This window comes from Arthrobacter sp. NicSoilB8 (genome assembly GCF_019977355.1).
Lineage (GTDB): Bacteria > Actinomycetota > Actinomycetes > Actinomycetales > Micrococcaceae > Arthrobacter.
Genome location: NZ_AP024655.1, coordinates 1,877,958 through 1,893,639, shown reverse-complemented (window position 1 = coordinate 1,893,639; position 15,682 = coordinate 1,877,958). Strand labels below are relative to the sequence as shown.

15 protein-coding genes and 6 tRNA genes are annotated in these 15,682 nt (G+C 68.2%); 14 read left to right on the top strand and 7 right to left on the bottom strand.

Annotated features, from left to right (window positions below):
* Window positions 1-155: 155 nt before the first annotated feature.
* From LDO15_RS08430 to LDO15_RS08410, 5 genes are all read right to left on the bottom strand, one after another.
* Entirely contained in the window at window positions 156-1,856 is a 1,701-nt protein-coding gene (locus LDO15_RS08430; RefSeq protein ID WP_223985907.1) for a transcription antitermination factor NusB, read from the bottom strand.
* Window positions 1,853-2,773, bottom strand: coding sequence for a methionyl-tRNA formyltransferase (gene fmt / locus LDO15_RS08425; protein WP_223985905.1), 921 nt, complete (start codon window positions 2,771-2,773; stop codon window positions 1,853-1,855). The genes LDO15_RS08430 and fmt overlap by 4 nt, the downstream gene beginning before the upstream one ends.
* A complete protein-coding gene (gene def, locus LDO15_RS08420) occupies window positions 2,770-3,342 on the bottom strand; it encodes a peptide deformylase (protein WP_223985903.1) in 573 nt (190 codons plus the stop codon). Before def ends, fmt begins: the two co-directional genes overlap by 4 nt.
* Window positions 3,343-3,514: 172 nt before the next feature.
* Window positions 3,515-4,360, bottom strand: a complete 846-nt coding sequence (locus LDO15_RS08415; RefSeq protein WP_223985901.1) for a cytochrome — start codon at window positions 4,358-4,360, stop codon at window positions 3,515-3,517.
* An 83-nt stretch (window positions 4,361-4,443) separates the two neighbouring features.
* Window positions 4,444-4,518 (bottom strand) — tRNA-Val (locus tag LDO15_RS08410).
* 366 nt (window positions 4,519-4,884) lie between these two features.
* Between LDO15_RS08410 and LDO15_RS08405 the strand changes: the two genes are divergently transcribed.
* The 6 genes from LDO15_RS08405 to LDO15_RS08380 all read left to right on the top strand — a co-directional run bounded on the left by LDO15_RS08405 (window position 4,885) and on the right by LDO15_RS08380 (window position 5,891).
* Window positions 4,885-4,957 (top strand) — tRNA-Gly (locus LDO15_RS08405).
* A gap of 46 nt (window positions 4,958-5,003) precedes the next feature.
* A tRNA-Cys gene (locus LDO15_RS08400) sits at window positions 5,004-5,074 on the top strand.
* A 39-nt stretch (window positions 5,075-5,113) separates the two neighbouring features.
* Window positions 5,114-5,188: transfer RNA gene (locus tag LDO15_RS08395), tRNA-Val, on the top strand.
* 58 nt (window positions 5,189-5,246) lie between these two features.
* Window positions 5,247-5,319 (top strand) — tRNA-Gly (locus tag LDO15_RS08390).
* Between the two features lie 49 nt (window positions 5,320-5,368).
* Window positions 5,369-5,443: transfer RNA gene (locus LDO15_RS08385), tRNA-Val, on the top strand.
* A 181-nt stretch (window positions 5,444-5,624) separates the two neighbouring features.
* Window positions 5,625-5,891: an antitoxin gene (locus LDO15_RS08380; RefSeq protein WP_223985899.1), complete on the top strand. Its 267-nt coding sequence runs from the start codon at window positions 5,625-5,627 to the stop codon at window positions 5,889-5,891.
* 177 nt (window positions 5,892-6,068) lie between these two features.
* On the opposite strand, the gene zapE is transcribed toward LDO15_RS08380, so the two are convergent.
* A complete protein-coding gene (gene zapE / locus LDO15_RS08375; protein WP_223985896.1) occupies window positions 6,069-7,106 on the bottom strand; it encodes a cell division protein ZapE in 1,038 nt (345 codons plus the stop codon).
* 226 nt (window positions 7,107-7,332) lie between these two features.
* Here zapE and LDO15_RS08370 point away from each other — a divergent pair, with 226 nt between their 5' ends.
* The 3 genes from LDO15_RS08370 to ybaK all read left to right on the top strand — a co-directional run bounded on the left by LDO15_RS08370 (window position 7,333) and on the right by ybaK (window position 9,383).
* The gene (locus tag LDO15_RS08370) at window positions 7,333-8,250 is read left to right on the top strand and encodes a sulfurtransferase (RefSeq protein ID WP_223985894.1); all 918 of its coding nucleotides are present in this window, start codon (window positions 7,333-7,335) and stop codon (window positions 8,248-8,250) included.
* A gap of 134 nt (window positions 8,251-8,384) precedes the next feature.
* On the top strand, window positions 8,385-8,858 hold the full coding sequence (locus LDO15_RS08365) for a SufE family protein (RefSeq protein WP_223985892.1): 474 nt from the start codon (window positions 8,385-8,387) through the stop codon (window positions 8,856-8,858).
* A 27-nt stretch (window positions 8,859-8,885) separates the two neighbouring features.
* Window positions 8,886-9,383, top strand: coding sequence for a Cys-tRNA(Pro) deacylase (ybaK, locus tag LDO15_RS08360; RefSeq protein ID WP_223985890.1), 498 nt, complete (start codon window positions 8,886-8,888; stop codon window positions 9,381-9,383).
* Window positions 9,384-9,438: 55 nt separating this feature from the next.
* Here the strand turns inward: ybaK and LDO15_RS08355 are convergent, their stop codons facing one another.
* Window positions 9,439-10,797 (bottom strand): alpha/beta fold hydrolase, encoded by a 1,359-nt coding sequence (locus LDO15_RS08355; RefSeq protein ID WP_223985888.1) that lies wholly within the window; start codon window positions 10,795-10,797, stop codon window positions 9,439-9,441.
* 139 nt (window positions 10,798-10,936) lie between these two features.
* On the opposite strand from LDO15_RS08355, the gene LDO15_RS08350 reads away from it, so the two are divergent.
* From LDO15_RS08350 to LDO15_RS08330, 5 genes are all read left to right on the top strand, one after another.
* Window positions 10,937-11,425 (top strand): hypothetical protein, encoded by a 489-nt coding sequence (locus LDO15_RS08350; protein ID WP_223985886.1) that lies wholly within the window; start codon window positions 10,937-10,939, stop codon window positions 11,423-11,425.
* A gap of 14 nt (window positions 11,426-11,439) precedes the next feature.
* Window positions 11,440-11,940: a peptide-methionine (R)-S-oxide reductase MsrB gene (msrB, locus tag LDO15_RS08345; RefSeq protein ID WP_223985884.1), complete on the top strand. Its 501-nt coding sequence runs from the start codon at window positions 11,440-11,442 to the stop codon at window positions 11,938-11,940.
* 253 nt (window positions 11,941-12,193) lie between these two features.
* Window positions 12,194-13,603 (top strand): DUF6421 family protein, encoded by a 1,410-nt coding sequence (locus tag LDO15_RS08340; protein WP_223985882.1) that lies wholly within the window; start codon window positions 12,194-12,196, stop codon window positions 13,601-13,603.
* Window positions 13,600-14,406, top strand: coding sequence for an SDR family NAD(P)-dependent oxidoreductase (locus LDO15_RS08335; protein ID WP_223985878.1), 807 nt, complete (start codon window positions 13,600-13,602; stop codon window positions 14,404-14,406). The genes LDO15_RS08340 and LDO15_RS08335 overlap by 4 nt, the downstream gene beginning before the upstream one ends.
* A 141-nt stretch (window positions 14,407-14,547) precedes the next feature.
* Window positions 14,548-15,636 carry a low specificity L-threonine aldolase gene (locus LDO15_RS08330; RefSeq protein ID WP_223987210.1) on the top strand — a complete coding sequence of 363 codons (1,089 nt, stop codon included), beginning with the start codon at window positions 14,548-14,550 and terminating at the stop codon, window positions 15,634-15,636.
* Window positions 15,637-15,682: the final 46 nt, after the last annotated feature.

The window sequence follows — 15,682 nt, the reverse complement described above, 5'->3', positions numbered from 1 at the left end:
AAGTGTGGTTCTGATGAAGCGTTCTGATGAAGCTCGTGGGGCCGAAATGTCCGCCGGCAGGACGTGTCCGGCTGGCGGCCTCTGCCGACGCGTCCGGCCGGGGTGTCCCGCGGACGCAGCCTGCGGAGGGGCTAGTGGCTAGTATCGCCCGGTGTTCAGGCTTTTTTGTGGATGAGGGCCAGGAACATGGCGTCCGTGTGGTGCACATGCGGCCACAGCTGGGCGGTGAGCTCGTGCCCGGCCCCGAGGTGGCCGGTGAGGCTGACGCTGTCCAGCACGGCGCCGGCGTCGAGGAGTTCCAGGTCCTCCCGCTTGCGCAAGGCGTCACTGACGACGGCGGTCGTCTCCGCCGGGTGCGGGGAGCACGTCACGTAGGCCACCACGCCGCCGGGTTTGACGGCGTCGAGTGCGGAGTTGAGCAGCTGGCGCTGCAGCGGCCCCAGATCCACAAGGTCCTTCGGCGTGCGCCGCCAGCGCGATTCCGGCCGGCGGCGCAGGGCGCCTAGTCCGGTGCACGGGACGTCGACGAGGACACGGTCGAAGGACTCCGGCTGCTCGGTGCCGAGGTCGCGGCCGTCTCCGGTCCTGACCTCCCACGCGTCCCGCGGGACCGCGGACAAGGCTTGGCGGACCAGTTTGGCACGGTGCGGGGCGAATTCGTTGGCCAGCAGGTGGGCGCCCTGCTGCCTGGCGAGAGCACCGAGCAGGGCGGCCTTGCCGCCCGGGCCGGCGCACAGATCCAGCCAGCGCTCCCCCGCATTCCCGGTGCCCGTACCCGCTTCCCTGACACCGCCGTCGACGTCGTGGTCCCCGGTGAGGTTCCCGCCGGGCGTCCCGCCGGGGTTCCCGCGGGGCTTCCCGCCGAGGTCGACGGCGGCCATGGCGCGGGCCACGAGCTGTGAGCCGACGTCCTGGACCCGGGTGCTGCCGTCGCGTACCGAGGCGAGCCGGCCGAGGTCCCCGCCGCTGGAGAGCGCGGAACCCTCGACGAGTTCACCCGGGGTGGCTCCGCCGTCGAGGGCCTCGTCAAGGCTGCCGATGCCGGGCAGCGCCACGAGGTTCACCACGGGCGCGGCGTTGTCCGCCTCCAGGAGCTCATCGATCTCGGCCACCGGGCGGCCGTGGGCCACCAGCGACTGGCGCAGTGCACGGACGATCCATTCCGGGTGGGCGTAGCGGATGGACGCGATGGTGGTGGCATCGGTCTCGGAGCTCAGCAGCAGTTCCAACCACTCGTCGAGGGTATGGGCAGAAACCTTGCGCAGCACTGCATTGATCAGTGCTGACGGGCCGGCGCCGATTACCGCGCGGGCCAGCCCCACGGTCTGGTCCAGGGCGGCGTGGGCGGGCACCCGCATGGCGAGCAGCTGGTGCGCGCCGATCCGCAAGGCGTCCAGGATCGCCGGGTCCAACTGGTCCAGCGGCCGGTCGACGCAGCGGGCCAGGATGGCGTCATACGTGCCTTGGCCGCGGAGGGCGCCGTAGCTGAGTTCGGTGGCGAACCCGGCGTCGCGCTTGTCCAGCCCGTGGTGCCGGATCCGGGCAGGCAGCACGAGGTTCGCGTAGGCGTCCTCGGCTGCCACGGCACGGAGCACTTCAAACGCCACAAGCCGGGCGGGATCGGCCCGGCGGGTCCGCTGGGAGGGGGCGCTCTCGCTGAAGCCGCGCTGCGGTCCGCGGTTGCGCTCCCGGCCCTGGGCGTCGCGCCGGCTGCCGCCGCGTGCGCCCTGGCCGCCCGGTCCCGGGTTCTGAGACCGGCTCTGGCCGCCCGGCTGGGAGCCGGCCTGTCCGTTGTTGTGCCCGCGGGGCTGGTGGCCCCTGCCTCGGCCGCTGCCGCTGGTCCCGGACTCGCTCATTCGAATACCACGCTTTCAAGTGTTCCCTGTCCGCGCGCCCAATCAGCGGCGGCCATCATTTTCTTGCCCGCAGGCTGGACCCGGGTCAATTCCACCGGGTGCGAGCCCGTGCCCACCAGGACGCGTTTGCCGTCCATGGCCAGCTGCCCGGGCTTGAGCGCGGCGGATTCCGGGGCCGCAAGTACCGGCTCCAGTTTGATCCGCTGGCCGTCCAGCATGGTCCAGGCGCCCGGCTCGGGCGTGACGCCGCGGGCCCTGCGGCCGATCGCCAGTGCGGGCTGCCGCCAGTCGAGCCGGCCGTCTTCGAGGCTGAGTTTGGGTGCCAGGCTGACCTCGCCCTGCTGCGGCAGCGCTACGGCCTTCCCTGCGTCGATGGCGGACAGCGTCTGCGCCAGCAGGACCGCGCCGCTGTGCGACAGCCGGTCCAGCAACGCGCCGGCGGTGTCGCCGTCGTGCACGGTTTCGGTGAGTGTTCCGAAGACGGGACCGGTGTCCAGCCCTTCTTCAAGCCGGAAGGTGACGGCGCCGGTGACGTCATCGCCGGCGATCACGGCACGCTGGACGGGGGCGGCGCCGCGCCAGGCCGGCAGCAGGGAGAAGTGCAGGTTCACCCAGCCGTGGCGGGGAACATCGAGCGCCGCACGGGGAATGAGGCCGCCGTAGGCCACGATCGCGGCGACGTCGGGTGCGGCGGCGGCAATGCGGGCGGTGACCCCCGCATCCACTTTGGCGGCGTGGATGATCTCGATGCCAAGCTCGGCGGCCCGGGCCGCCACGGGCGACGGCGTCAGGACCCTTTTGCGCCCCAGCGGGGCATCCGGGCGGGTCAGGACGGCGACGACGTCGAACCCGGCGTTGATCAGCGCGTCCAGGGACGGCACGGCGACGGCCGGGGTCCCCGCGAAAAGAACCCTCACGGAGTGATTCCGAAGCCGGACCCGCCAAAGCTTGTCCCGACCGTCTTCGCGCGCTTCGTGGTTGTCTGTTCCGTGATGGCGTCGTAGTTGGCGTTGCGGATGGCGCGCAGGGCGGCCTTGCGGTCATCGCCCTCGAGCCTGTCGGTGTAGAGGATGCCGTCCAGGTGGTCGGTCTCGTGCTGGAAGCAGCGGGCCAGCATGCCTTCGCCCTCCACCGTGACGGGGTTGCCGTGGAGGTCGACGCCGGTCACCCGGGTATGGCGGTACCGGCGGACGGGGAAACCGAGGCCCGGGATGGACAGGCAGCCTTCGATCTGGTCGGTCTGGAAGTCCTCGCTGTTTTCCAGCACGGGATTGATGATGTGGCCCTCCACGCCGCCGATCCGATAGGTGAAGACGCGCTGGCTGACGCCGACCTGGGGTGCGGCCAGGCCTGCGCCTTCGACATCCTCCATGGTTTCGGTCATGTCGGCGACGAGCTTTGCCAGGTCAGGCCCGAATTCCGTCACGGGATCTGCGACTGTGCGCAACACAGGATCGCCGATGATGCGGATATTCAAAATGGCCATGTGCAGTCTGTCCTCACGGTGGGCGGCTAGGGATCCAATCCAGTTTAGTTGCAGTCGGGGGCGGATAGCCGTCGGGCCAACCAGGCCTGCTGCTGCCAGCGCTGCGGCCGTCGCTGGCGCCCCCGGCTATCGGGATCAAGGCCCGTACGTGCGCGGCCCGGGCAGTGCCGGCTCAGCGCCTGACGGGAGGAGCGAGCGGGAGCAGGGCTGCTCCCGCGGTGGCCGTGTCGGCGGACATCTCCCACACGCGGCGCAGCGCACAGAATTTCCACCAGTGGTGTTTCAGGACCTCGGGGTTGGCCCGCTGCGGCCGGACTTCCGTCTCGCCCACCGCCACGGCCAGGAGGATCGGGGAGTCGCCGTGCTGCCAGGCCTCCCATTCCCCGGCCTCGGGATCCACGAGGCTTTCCTCGGCCTTCATGCCGGCCACGAGCTGCATCACGACCTTGTCATCGAGGGGCTTGACGGTGCCGTCGCGACTGGTGCCTTTGGTCTTGTAGTCGATGAGACAGGTCCTGCCGTTGATCTTCGCCACGAGGTCCAAGGTGCCGGCATAGCCGACCGTCTTGTTCCACACCGTGATCTCCGGGGCAATGGGTTCCACCTGGAAGAGCTCCCACCATTCATCGAAGCGTGCCGCGAAGGCTTCTTCACCGTTGGCGGCGAGGGCCTCCCGGGTTTCCTTCATCTGGTGCGGCCTGCCGAGCGCGCGCAGCGCAACCTGCTCGCAGTAGTTGTGGACGCGGTCGCCGCGCTTGGCCGCGTCGTCGCGGTATGACTCCGCCGCCTTGGCCGCGCGGCTGACCGCTTGGCGCAGTTTGGCCGGGCTCCCTAGGATGCCGGGGAGCGCGGGGTCCTGGGCCAGGCTGTTGGCGCCCATGTAACCGAACCAGCCGTCCAGGCCGTGAGGCTGCTGGCCGATCACCGTGGTGATGGAGGGGACGGAGAATTGCGCCGATGTGGAGCGTGCGTACATGCGGCCGTAATCCGTGGCGTGGGCGAGGAGTGGAGCGGTCATATGAAGACTCTTTCACGGGGGTCAGACAACGGTGAAAAGCAAAATGGCCCGTTCCGCTGAGTCAGCGGGACGGGCCATTTCGTTGGTGGGCGATACTGGGTTCGAACCAGTGACCTCTTCGGTGTGAACGAAGCGCGCTACCACTGCGCCAATCGCCCCAACGACATTGAATGCTAGCCCACCCGGACGGATTTTAGAAATCGGCCACGCCACACTTGCCTGCCGTCATGCTTTCCCGTCACGCCGGGTTTCCCGTTACGCCCCTCCCCCGGTCGCAGAGTTCCGCACCCTCCTTCCCCACGCCCGTCGTGCGCAACCACCAATCACCCGACGGATCCGCGGCTTCAAACTGGAGCTAATTACAGCGCTGTAATTAGGAAAATCCCCTAGAAATCAAGGAAGTAGGGGCATAGATGCGGGGACGAAGGGTCTCGATTTGTAGATTCCCAGAACCTCCTATAGAGTTCTTACTCGTTGGAACGCGAGGAAATGCCGAATGCGGCACGGAAATCCACTCCAATATTGCGGACGTAGCTCAGCTGGTAGAGCACCACCTTGCCAAGGTGGATGTCGCGAGTTCGAATCTCGTCGTCCGCTCGCAGGACACTGTCACGGCAATGGTTCTTCGGAATCCTGCTTACACGGTGGGTTGGCCGAGAGGCGAGGCAGCGGCCTGCAAAGCCGTATACACGGGTTCGAATCCCGTACCCACCTCGGTGAAAACCATGGTGTCCGGTTTCGGCCGGATGAAATGGGCGATTGGCGCAGCGGTAGCGCGCTTCCCTGACACGGAAGAGGTCACTGGTTCGATCCCAGTATCGCCCACCAAAGCAAGGAAACTTGCTTGATGCAGTACCACCGGCCAGGCCGGCATGGACTTCATATTGCGGACGTAGCTCAGCTGGTAGAGCACCACCTTGCCAAGGTGGATGTCGCGAGTTCGAATCTCGTCGTCCGCTCTCTTGTGTAGTAGATTCACACAAATCCACTCCGGATTCTTCCGGTTGCGGGCGATTGGCGCAGCGGTAGCGCGCTTCCCTGACACGGAAGAGGTCACTGGTTCGATCCCAGTATCGCCCACCATCAAGCAGCTCCCCCGGGGCTGCTTTTTTCATGCCCTCCCCGTGTCAGTACGCCGGGACCGGGCCACAAGACTCTTGACAGCATCGCCCCGGGAATGGGGCCGCTCTTGGCACGACCCGTACCGGCGGTTACTATCGAAGCCGGAGGAGCGATCTGGCTCCGCGACCGAAGGGAGGTGCCCGTGGGTTTACTTGACGATCTGAAGGGCAAGGCTCAGCAAGTCATTGGTGGCAACGAACAGGCCATCAAGGACGGCATCGAGAAGGCCGGCGATTTCGTCGACTCGAAGACCGGCGGCAAGTATGCCGACCAGGTTGATGCAGCGCAGAAGGGTGCTTCCGACTTCGTGGATCAAGCAGACGACAGGCCGGCAACGGCTCCTGTCGCCGAGCAGCCCGTCGCGGATGTTCCCCCTGTAGCCGGGACACCCCGGCAGCAGGGCCTCTGACCCAGGTACGTCAGCGAGGTGTCGGTCCCGCCGAGAGGCGGCGCCGGCACCTTCGGCGTTTAACGGCGCCGAACCACCAACGCGGGGTCACTCCCGGCCCATCCGACGGCTCGGGATGGGCCGGGAGTGACCCCGCGTTGCTTGGTGGGGACGATGCGGCGGGCGGCGGCGTCCGGCTTAGGACGGCTCGTGGTTCTGGCCTTCGCGGGCCAGAGCGGTAAGCCGGGAGACGGCACGGAAGTACTTCTTCATGTACCCGCCGGTCATCATTTCCTCGGTGAAGAGCTGGTCGAACGGCACACCGCTGGCCAGGATGGGCACGTCTTTGTCGTACAGCCGGTCCGCCAGCACCACAAACCGCAGTGCCACCGCCTGCTCGGTGATCGTGTGCACGTTCTTCCAGACAACGCCTTCGATGCCGTCCAGCAACTGACGGTAGCGGCTGGGGTGCACACCGGCCAGGTGGTTGATCAGGGTGCTGAACTCATCGCGCGCCACGGTCTTGCCGTCGAATTCGGCCTGCATGTGGTGCGTCAGGTCGTCATTGCGCAGCGGCGCGGGCGCCGCCGGGAGGCCGCGGTGCCGGAAGTCCTCGCCGTCGATCCGTACGACGTCGAACTGGTCCGCCAGCACCTGGATTTCGCGGGCGAAGTCGACGGCGGCAAAGCGCCCGTCGCCCAGCGACCCCGGCAGCGTGTTTGAGGTCGCCGCGAGCTTCACGCCGGCGTCGGCGAGTTCGCGCATGAGCCGGGACATCAGCACGGTGTCGCCCGGATCGTCGAGTTCGAATTCATCAATGCACACGAGCCTGTAGTGGCTCAGCGCTTCAACGGTCTTGCGGAAGGACAGGGCACCGACGAGGTTGGTGTATTCGACGAACGTGCCGAAGGCCTTGGGCCCGGGGGCGGCATGCCACAGCGAGGCCAGCAGGTGGGTCTTGCCGACGCCGAATCCGCCGTCAAGGTAGATGCCAGCCCGGGAGGTGTCCTTCTTGCCGAAGAGCCGCTTGAACAGGCCGTCGCCGTCGCGCGCGCCGACGCCCGCCGCGAAATGCTCGAGCGAGCGGACCGCGTGCGCCTGGCTGGGCTGGGCGGGATCGGGCCGGTAGCTGGAAAACGAGACCTCACCGAACCGCGGCGACGGATAGAACCCGTTAAGGAGTTCGTCCACGGAAACTGCCGGCGTACGGGCGGCGAGTTGTTCGATATGTACCAAGGTGGTCCGTTCTGCTGGTCACTTGTCCCCAGCAAGAATACCGGCAAAGCACGCCCGCCCCGCGTGCGCCGGCGCGAACCGGCGGACGGCGTGAGCAAGGCCACATTTCCCCGTGTGAACCCGGTGGGACAATCCCGCCGGCCCGTGACTAGTGTTGTTACAGGCCCGGCGCCGCGAACGCTTTCCGCGCCAGGCCTCCTGACCGTTTCAGTGAAAGGCCATCACCATGTCCTACCCCGTTGAGCAGAACGAGAAGTTCGCCGCCTACGCCCACCCCGAGCGCCTGGTCTCCACCGAATGGCTCGCCGCGGCGATTGAGGCCGGCGGGCTCCACGGCGGCAAGCTCGTCGTGGTGGAGTCGGACGAGGACGTGCTGCTTTACGAAACCGGCCACATCCCCGGCGCCGTCAAGATCGACTGGCACACGGACCTCAACGACGAGGTCACGCGCGACTACGTGGACGGCGAAGCCTTCGCCGCCCTGGCCGCGGCCAAGGGAATTTCCCGGGACAGCACCGTGGTCATTTACGGCGACAAGTCCAACTGGTGGGCTGCGTACGCACTGTGGGTGTTCACGCTGTTCGGCCACGAGGACGTCCGGCTCCTGGACGGCGGCCGCGACAAGTGGATCGCCGAGGGCCGCCCGCTGACCACCGCAACCACGGTCCCCGCTCCGGGAACGTACCCGGTGGTGGAACGCAACGATGCTCCGATCCGCGCCTTCAAGGAGGACGTCCTAGCCCACTTCGGCAAGCCGCTGATCGACGTCCGCTCGACCGAGGAGTACACCGGCCAGCGGACCCACATGCCGGCCTACCCGGAAGAAGGCGCCCTGCGCGGCGGGCACATCCCCACCGCGGCGTCCATCCCCTGGGCCCGCGCGGCCGCCGAGGACGGCACCTACCGCGACCGCGGCGAACTCGAGGCGCTGTACCTTGGCGAGGCCGGACTCAAGGAAGGCGACGACGTCGTGGCCTACTGCCGCATCGGCGAGCGGTCCAGCCACACCTGGTTTGCCCTGAAATACCTGCTGGGCTTCGACACCGTCCGGAACTACGACGGCTCCTGGACCGAGTGGGGCAACGCCGTGCGCGTCCCCATCGCCAAAGGCACCGAACGCGGCACGATCCCGGCCGGCCGCTAAGGTCCCCGCTTCAACGGACGGGGCCGCCCAGGACAGGGACAGAGCCTGTCGGGACGAGGACACAGCCGGATTCGACAAGGACGGAACCGGAGGCGACCGGGACACAATTGCCGCCCGTGCGTAAGCTGGGAGTGATGAATACTTCTGCCCTCCCCGCCGCACTGGCGGACATTGTTGACGATTTCCAGGCCCTGACCGAACCGGAACGGCTGCAGCTGCTCCTCGAGTTCTCGCAGGGCCTTCCGGAACTCCCGGAGCGGCTCCGGGACCACCCGGAACTGCTGGAGCAAGTAGTGGAGTGCCAGACGCCGCTCTTCCTCACCATCGAGACGGAACCGGCCGACGGCGGCGCACCGGAGCGTGTCCGGCTCTACTTCAAGGCACCCAAGGAAGCCCCGACCACCCGCGGCTTCGCCGGGGTGCTCCATGAAGGACTCGACGGCCTCAGCGCCGCGGAAATCCTGGCGGTCCCGGACGACATGCCCGAGCAGCTGGGCCTCACCCGGGCCATCACTCCGCTGCGCATGCGCGGCATGACGGCCATGCTGGGCCGGATCAAGCGGAAAGTCGCCGCGTCCGCGCCCCGGCAGCAGCCGGCACAGTCCTGAGCTCCGGCGCCAGGACAGTCAGCCGACATGGCCCGCAAACTCCCGTCGCAGGGAACTCCGGCCACCGCAGCACTCGCGGCCGCCGGGGTTCCCTTTGTCGCCCACCCTTACGCCCATGACCCCGCGGTGGCCAGTTATGGCCTCGAAGCGGCGGAAATGCTGGGCATCGACCCGGCCCGGGTCTTCAAGACCCTGATGGTCGACGTCGACGGGCGGCTCGCCGTCGGCGTCGTTCCCGTGAGCGGAAACCTGGACCTCAAAGCTATGGCGGCTGCCCTGGGCGGCAAGAAGGCCGCGATGGCCGACCCGGCCGCGGCGCAACGACGGACGGGCTACGTGCTCGGCGGCATCTCACCGCTCGGCCAGCGCCAGTCCTCCCCCACGGTGGTGGATGACAGCGCCCTGGCGCTGGAGACCATCCTCGTTTCGGGCGGACGGCGCGGGCTGGACATCGAGCTCGATCCGGCCGAGCTCATCCGGCTGACGGCCGCCCGCACCGCCAGGATCGGGACCCGGCAGGACTGACGCCCTCGAGACTGCAGATCACGGCAGTGCCGGCGCGCCGCACTGCCGCGAACTGTCAGTTCGGCGCGGGGTCCAGGGGCGCCGGCTCCTGGTCCCCGGGATTGGCGCGGGGCGCCAGCTGCAGCCGGAGCCAGGCACCCACCTGCCGCTCCCACCGCTCCGGGTCCACATTCCATTCCTTCGTGTGCCGGGCGGTGTCGAAAGGCTCGAACGTGACCATCTCCGGGTTCTTCTCGGCCAGCTCGGCGGAAGGCTCGAAGGGGACGTATTCGTCGTCCACGCTGTGCACAATGAGGGTCGGCGTGCGCAGCTCCACGGCCCGTGAAACCCAGTCCATCGCCTTGAGGTCCACGGGGGCGGCCAGTCCGGTCAGCCGCCGGCCCGCGGGGTGGCTGAGCATAAGTTGTCCGTAGCGGCCCACGGCCGACGGGATCCGGTTCAGCTCCGCATGGTGCGCCAGCACGTTGACCCAGTTGATCACCGGGGCGTCCAGGACCATCGCCCGGATCACCTGGCGATGCCGCGAGAGGTCGGCCGTCTGGAGGCAGATCGCGCCGCCCATCGACCAGCCGAACAGGACCACCTCGCGGGCGCCCTGCTGCAGGGCGTACTCAATGGCGGCCTCGACGTCGCGCCATTCCGTGGAGCCCAGGCCGTACCGCCCGTCGGTGGCGGACGGAGCCAGGCCGTCGTTGCGGTACGAGATCAGCAGACTGGACATGCCCAGTTCCCGGGCAGTCCGGACGGCCCGCAGGCCTTCCTGCCGTGAGGCGCCGCGGCCGTGCACCATGATCGCCCAGACGTCCGGCACCGTCTCTTCGGACGCCGGGACGGACCGGACCAGCCAGGCCGGCGCGGTCCCGCCGTCGACGTCGATCAGCACGTCTTCCGCCGGCAGCCCGAGCGCGGCGGGATCGGGATAGGCCGCCCCGCTCCACCAGCCGCGCCGGGCGGTGGCGAGGTCCCCGCTGTAGACGGACTCCACCTCCCGCAGGACAGTGCGTTCGGCCGGCGAGTAGGAGAGGATCCGGCCGATCCGGGCATGGCCCCGGCCGCCGTCGAAGAAGAACCCGTACACCCCGTCCACCGTGGCCTCCGGGGTCGCGGCGAGGATGACCTGCACCGCCCGCCCGTCGCGGATCACGGCCAGGATTTCCTGGTCCGCGTCGCGGAACTTGGCCGGGGTGATGACGCGGCGGGCGAAATAGAGCGCGAGGGCCGATGACCCGGCGGCGAGAACACCCGCGGCCGCGCTGCCTCCGATGATGCCGCCAAGGGCCCACTTGGCGCTGCCGGAGGGACCGGCCTCGGGGGACGCGGCGGGGACGGCCGCGACGGCGGTTGCCGCGCCGCGGGCGGCGGCGCGGGCGGCGGCGCGGTTGAGGTCCGGTCGGAGGCGCAAGGAGGAAGCCATGGCACCATTCTGACTGAACTGCGCCCCATCCCCGGCATTCCTGCTGCCCGGGGACCCCGGCCGCGCCGGCCGGGACACGCCGTGTTGCCCGCCGGGACACAACCATGCGGGTCACCACGAGCGCGACTAGGCTGGGGTCATGAGTGATCCAATCGTCATTTTGACAGAAGAGCCCCTCGGTGCGGATGACCGCGTCAACATTGAAACCCTGATTGCCGGCGGCGATGCCCCCCTGCTGGTCCTGGTGCCGGCCAATACCGAGCGGCACTTGGTGGTGGATTTCCTGGAAAACCTCTCCATGCTCGAAATCGCCAAGGCCTTCCGTGAACTGACGGCACACTCCGACCCCGCCGGGGAGCGGGCTGAAGCCGCCGACACGCTGGCCGCTTCGCTGGCCGCGTTGGCCGGGCTGGGCGGCGGCGTCTCGGGCGAAATCGTCGAGGGCAAGGCCGTGGACGGCCTGGTCGCCAAGGTCAAGGAACTCAGTGCCGGACAGGCTGTGGTGATCACGCGCCCGCATGCTGTCGCGGACACGTTCCACACCGACTGGGCTACCAAGGCCCAGGACAAGCTGGGCCTGCCCGTCCTGCATCTGTACGCCGGTTCGGGATTTATCGGGGACTCCTGAGCGTTATTCAGGCTATGAGCATCTTCAACAACAGGTCCAAATCCATGCCCGTAGCCGCGCCCTCGACGGAGCCTGCCGCCGAAACCGCCGCGCCCGTTGAAAAGACGCCCGTTGAAAAGACGGATGCCCAGTGGCGCCAGGAACTGACCCCGGAAGAGTACCGGGTGCTGCGCCAGGCCGGCACCGAGCGGCCGTACACCGGCGAATACTGGGACACCCACACCCGGGGCGTCTACAAGTGCCGGGCCTGCGGCACAGAACTCTTCACCAGCAACGAAAAGTTCGACTCGCACTGCGGCTGGCCGTCCTTCTGGGCGCCGCTCGCCGAGGGCACCGTCCGCTACATCCATGACCGCACCATGGGCATGGACCGGGTGGAAGTCCGCTGCGCCACGTGCGACTCCCACCTGGGGCACGTGTTCGACGGCGAGGGCTACGGCACGCCCACGGATCAGCGGTATTGCATCAATTCAGTGTCGCTGAAGCTCGTTGCCGCGGACGACGCCGGACAGTAGCCGGCCTGCAGGGTCCCCCTGCGGCTTCCCCGCTGCCGTACCGGCAGGATCCGCCGCCACCCGGCGGATCCGCCCGGCGCCCTCGGATGACCCGCAGCCCTCCCGCTCCTTCGGCTGGATGAGCCTTTCAGAATCACTTGCCACAGACTTTCTTATGCTCGAGGCTATTTTGCATTAGAGCTTCTGATTGCTTGCTACGCTCGATTTAGATCCAGCGATCTGCTCCACAGCAAACAGAAAGGCGACGTCGACGATGACCACGACCGCTCTCACCGCCCCCGCCCAGATCACGGCCAGCAACCAGGAATGGCTGCGCCTCAAGGCCGCCGCCACGGCCATTCAGGCCCTTCAGGTCAAGGACGGATCCGTGCCGGATGCCGAGGCCCACGCCGCCGCGGCCGAGTACGTAGAAACCATCACCACAGCGGTCAAGGCGCTGGCCCCGTCCTTCCCGCATGATGCCCGCTACCTCGAACTCCTCGTCACCGACTTTGGCCGCTGGGCCGACGGCGGCTTTGGCGTCCCGGACTTCCTGGATTCCCTGCAGGCCTTCCAGCCGCAGCAGCACCGGATCAACGGACTGCAGCACCTCGTGGTCTTCCCGATGTACACCCAGAACGGCAGCAGCAACCGCTTCGTCGAGGCCGTTCTGATCGAGGTCATCTGGCCCGAGTTCGTCGGCGGCCTGGAAGCGGGCGAATACTCCAACAAGCTCTTCGTCCCGATCCGCTTCCTGGACTTCACCCCGGGCTACGACACCAACTCCGCCGTCCTCTTCCCGGAGACCGTCGCCGTCCGCGAAACCCCGACGTTCACGTGGGGTGCGATCTTCGCCGACCGCGAGGCCGCCCGCTTTCGCCGCGTCCTGCGCGCCGCCGCCGAGATCACCTCGCTGCAGCTGCCGGACGATGCCTCCGCTCTGCTGGAGGACCAGGAGCTGACGCAGGAAACGTTCGTCATGTGGGACCTCATCCACGACCGCACCCACATGCGCGGCGACCTGCCGTTCGATCCCTTCATGATCAAGCAGCGCATGCCGTACTTCCTGTACTCACTCGAGGAACTGCGCTGCGACCTCACCGCCTTCCGCGAGTCGGTGAAGATCGAGAAGGACGAGGACGCCGACCCGGAGGCGCGCCGGCACGCCAAGCTTGTCCAGTACGCCGTGATCTTCGACCGCATCTTCCGCTTCGCGATCACCGGCACCCGCGTCCGCAACTATGACGGCCTCGGCGGTCAGCTGCTCTTCGCGTGGATGCACCAGCACCACGTCCTGCACTGGACCGACAGCAAGCTCAGCATCGACTGGGACGAGGCAGCCGACGTCGTAGTTGAACTCGGTGCCCGGATCGAGGAACTGTACTGGCGCTCGATCGACCGCCCCAAGATGGCCCACTGGCTCGCCGCCTACGAGCTGATCTCCGGCACGGTCACGCCCAACCCGGCCTCCGTCTGGGCCAAGGGCCCGCAGGCCCTTCCCCTGGCCGGCCCGCCGCGCGGCCTCACGGACCAGGTCCTCGACGACGAGTTCCCCCTCTCCATGTTCTACGAGGCCCTGGAGAAGAAGATGCGCCCGGTCATCGAGTCCACCGCCGGCATCACGGGTTCCTCGGACACCGGGTCTGAGTCCGGCAGCGGCACCCAAGCCCTGAACGCCGAATGAGTGCCAGAGGCACTTTGAACGTGCTGGTCACGGGGGGCAGCGGGCCGTCGGGAATCGCGACGGCCCGCGCCCTGCGCGACGCCGGCCACAGGGTCTTCACGGTCGGCTCGGAAGCCGCCCGCATCGAGGCGGCCGCCGCCGAAGCCGGCAGCGGCGTCACGCCGCTCGTCTGCGACCTCACCAGCCTGGGCGGCGTCCGCGCCTTGCGGGAGACGGTGACCGGGATGGCGGGAACCGTCGACGGCGTCATCCACCTCGTGGGCGGCTGGCGCGGCGCGAAAGGCATCACGGACCAGAGCGACGACGACTGGGACTTCCTGGAACGCAACGCGGTCACCACGCTGCGGAACGTCACCCGCGTCTTCTTCGATGACCTCGCCGCCTCGGACACCGGACGCTTTGCCATGGTGTCCTCCACGGCCGTGAGCGCCCCGACGGCCGGAGGCGCCAGCTACGCCGCGGCCAAGGCCGCAGCGGAAGCCTGGACACTGGCGGTGGCCGACGGCTTCCGGCGGGCCCGCGCGGCGACCGCCGGTCCCGGCCCGACCGATGACGGCACCGCTGAGAAAACAGCACAGAAAACCGCGCAGAATGCCGGCCCGACAGAAGCGGAAGCGGAGCTGCACAGCGCCGCGGTCATCTTCGTGGTGAAGGCCCTCGTCGACCCTGCCATGCGGGCCAAGGCCCCCGAGCGCACGTTCCCGGGCTTCACGGATGTGGCCGACCTGGCGGCGGCCGCCGTCGGGCTCTTCAGCACTCCCGCCGGCGAGCTGAACGGCCGGCGGCTGCCGCTCGGCCGCTGACCTGCCTCCAGACCCGCCTCCCGAACCCGGCGCCCCGGTACTGATCCCCTGCACTGATCCCCCGGGCTGAGCCCCGGCCGACTGAGCCCCGGACTTAGCCCCGGCGCCCAGACCTCTTAGACTGAAAGCGTGAGCAAAGCGATGACCAGCACAGTTGAAACTGCCCCTGCCAGCACTGCGGTGCGGCTCCATGATCCGTCCGTCCGGGGCTTCGCCTCGGACAACTATTCCGGCGTGCACCCGGAGGTCCTCGCGGCCCTGGCTGCTGCCAACGAGGGCCACCAGGTCTCCTACGGCGAGGACGAATACACCGCCCGCCTGCAGCAGCTCATGGAAGAGCATTTCGGTGAGGGGATCGAGTGCTTCCCGGTGTTTAACGGCACCGGCGCCAACGTCCTTTCCCTGCAGTCGCTGCTCCCGCGCTGGGGCGCGGTGATCTGCGCCTCCACCGCCCACATCAACATGGACGAAAACGGCGCACCGGAGCGGATCGGCGGCATCAAGCTGCTGCAGGTCCCCACCGGCGACGGCAAGCTCACGCCTGCGCTGATCGACCAGGAGGCCTGGGGCTGGGGTGACGAGCACCGGGCCCAGCCGCTGGCCGTCTCCATCACCCAGACCACCGAGCTTGGCACGTGCTACACCCCGGAGGAAGTCAAGGCCATCGCGGAGCATGTCCATTCCAAGGGCATGAAACTGCACATGGACGGTGCCCGGCTGGCCAACGCCGCCGCGCACCTGGGCGTTCCGCTGCGGGCCTTCACCCGCGATGCCGGCGTGGACATCCTCTCCTTCGGCGGGACGAAGAACGGCCTGCTGTTCGGCGAAGTTGTGATCGCCCTGAACCCGGAAGCGGCCCACGGCCTGGTCTACCTGCGCAAGATGAACATGCAGCTGGCATCCAAAATGCGGTTCATGTCGGCCCAGTTCATTGCCCTGCTCGAGGGTGACCTGTGGCTGCGCTCGGCCTCACACGCCAACGCCATGGCCGCGCGGCTGCGCGCCGGCGTCGAGGCGATCCCCGGCGTCGAGCTGAGCCAGAAGACCGAGTCCAACGGTGTCTTCGCCATCCTGCCTGCCGGGGTCGCGGACCGGCTGCGCGCGTCCTTCCGCTTCTACGACTGGAACGAGGCGGCCCGTGAGGTTCGCTGGATGTGCTCCTTTGACACCACTGAGGACGACGTTGATTCGTTTATCGCGGCCATCAAGCGCGAGCTCGCTGCCGCCTGAGCCGTGCACGGCTTCTCCTGCCCGGCGGCGAGCCTGCCGGGCAGGG

Excerpts from the sequence above, each read along its gene's own strand:
- LDO15_RS08350 (WP_223985886.1), top strand. The coding sequence starts at position 10,937 with ATGAGTGATCCAATCGTCATTTTGACAGAAGAGCCCCTCGGTGCGGAT.
- LDO15_RS08365 (WP_223985892.1), top strand. The coding sequence starts at position 8,385 with ATGAATACTTCTGCCCTCCCCGCCGCACTGGCGGACATTGTTGACGAT.
- LDO15_RS08330 (WP_223987210.1), top strand. The coding sequence starts at position 14,548 with ATGACCAGCACAGTTGAAACTGCCCCTGCCAGCACTGCGGTGCGGCTC.
- LDO15_RS08355 (WP_223985888.1), bottom strand. The coding sequence starts at position 10,797 with ATGGCTTCCTCCTTGCGCCTCCGACCGGACCTCAACCGCGCCGCCGCC.
- LDO15_RS08370 (WP_223985894.1), top strand. The coding sequence starts at position 7,333 with ATGTCCTACCCCGTTGAGCAGAACGAGAAGTTCGCCGCCTACGCCCAC.
- def (WP_223985903.1), bottom strand. The coding sequence starts at position 3,342 with ATGGCCATTTTGAATATCCGCATCATCGGCGATCCTGTGTTGCGCACA.
- LDO15_RS08415 (WP_223985901.1), bottom strand. The coding sequence starts at position 4,360 with ATGACCGCTCCACTCCTCGCCCACGCCACGGATTACGGCCGCATGTAC.
- LDO15_RS08335 (WP_223985878.1), top strand. The coding sequence starts at position 13,600 with ATGAGTGCCAGAGGCACTTTGAACGTGCTGGTCACGGGGGGCAGCGGG.
- msrB (WP_223985884.1), top strand. The coding sequence starts at position 11,440 with ATGAGCATCTTCAACAACAGGTCCAAATCCATGCCCGTAGCCGCGCCC.
- LDO15_RS08340 (WP_223985882.1), top strand. The coding sequence starts at position 12,194 with ATGACCACGACCGCTCTCACCGCCCCCGCCCAGATCACGGCCAGCAAC.
- LDO15_RS08430 (WP_223985907.1), bottom strand. The coding sequence starts at position 1,856 with ATGAGCGAGTCCGGGACCAGCGGCAGCGGCCGAGGCAGGGGCCACCAG.
- ybaK (WP_223985890.1), top strand. The coding sequence starts at position 8,886 with ATGGCCCGCAAACTCCCGTCGCAGGGAACTCCGGCCACCGCAGCACTC.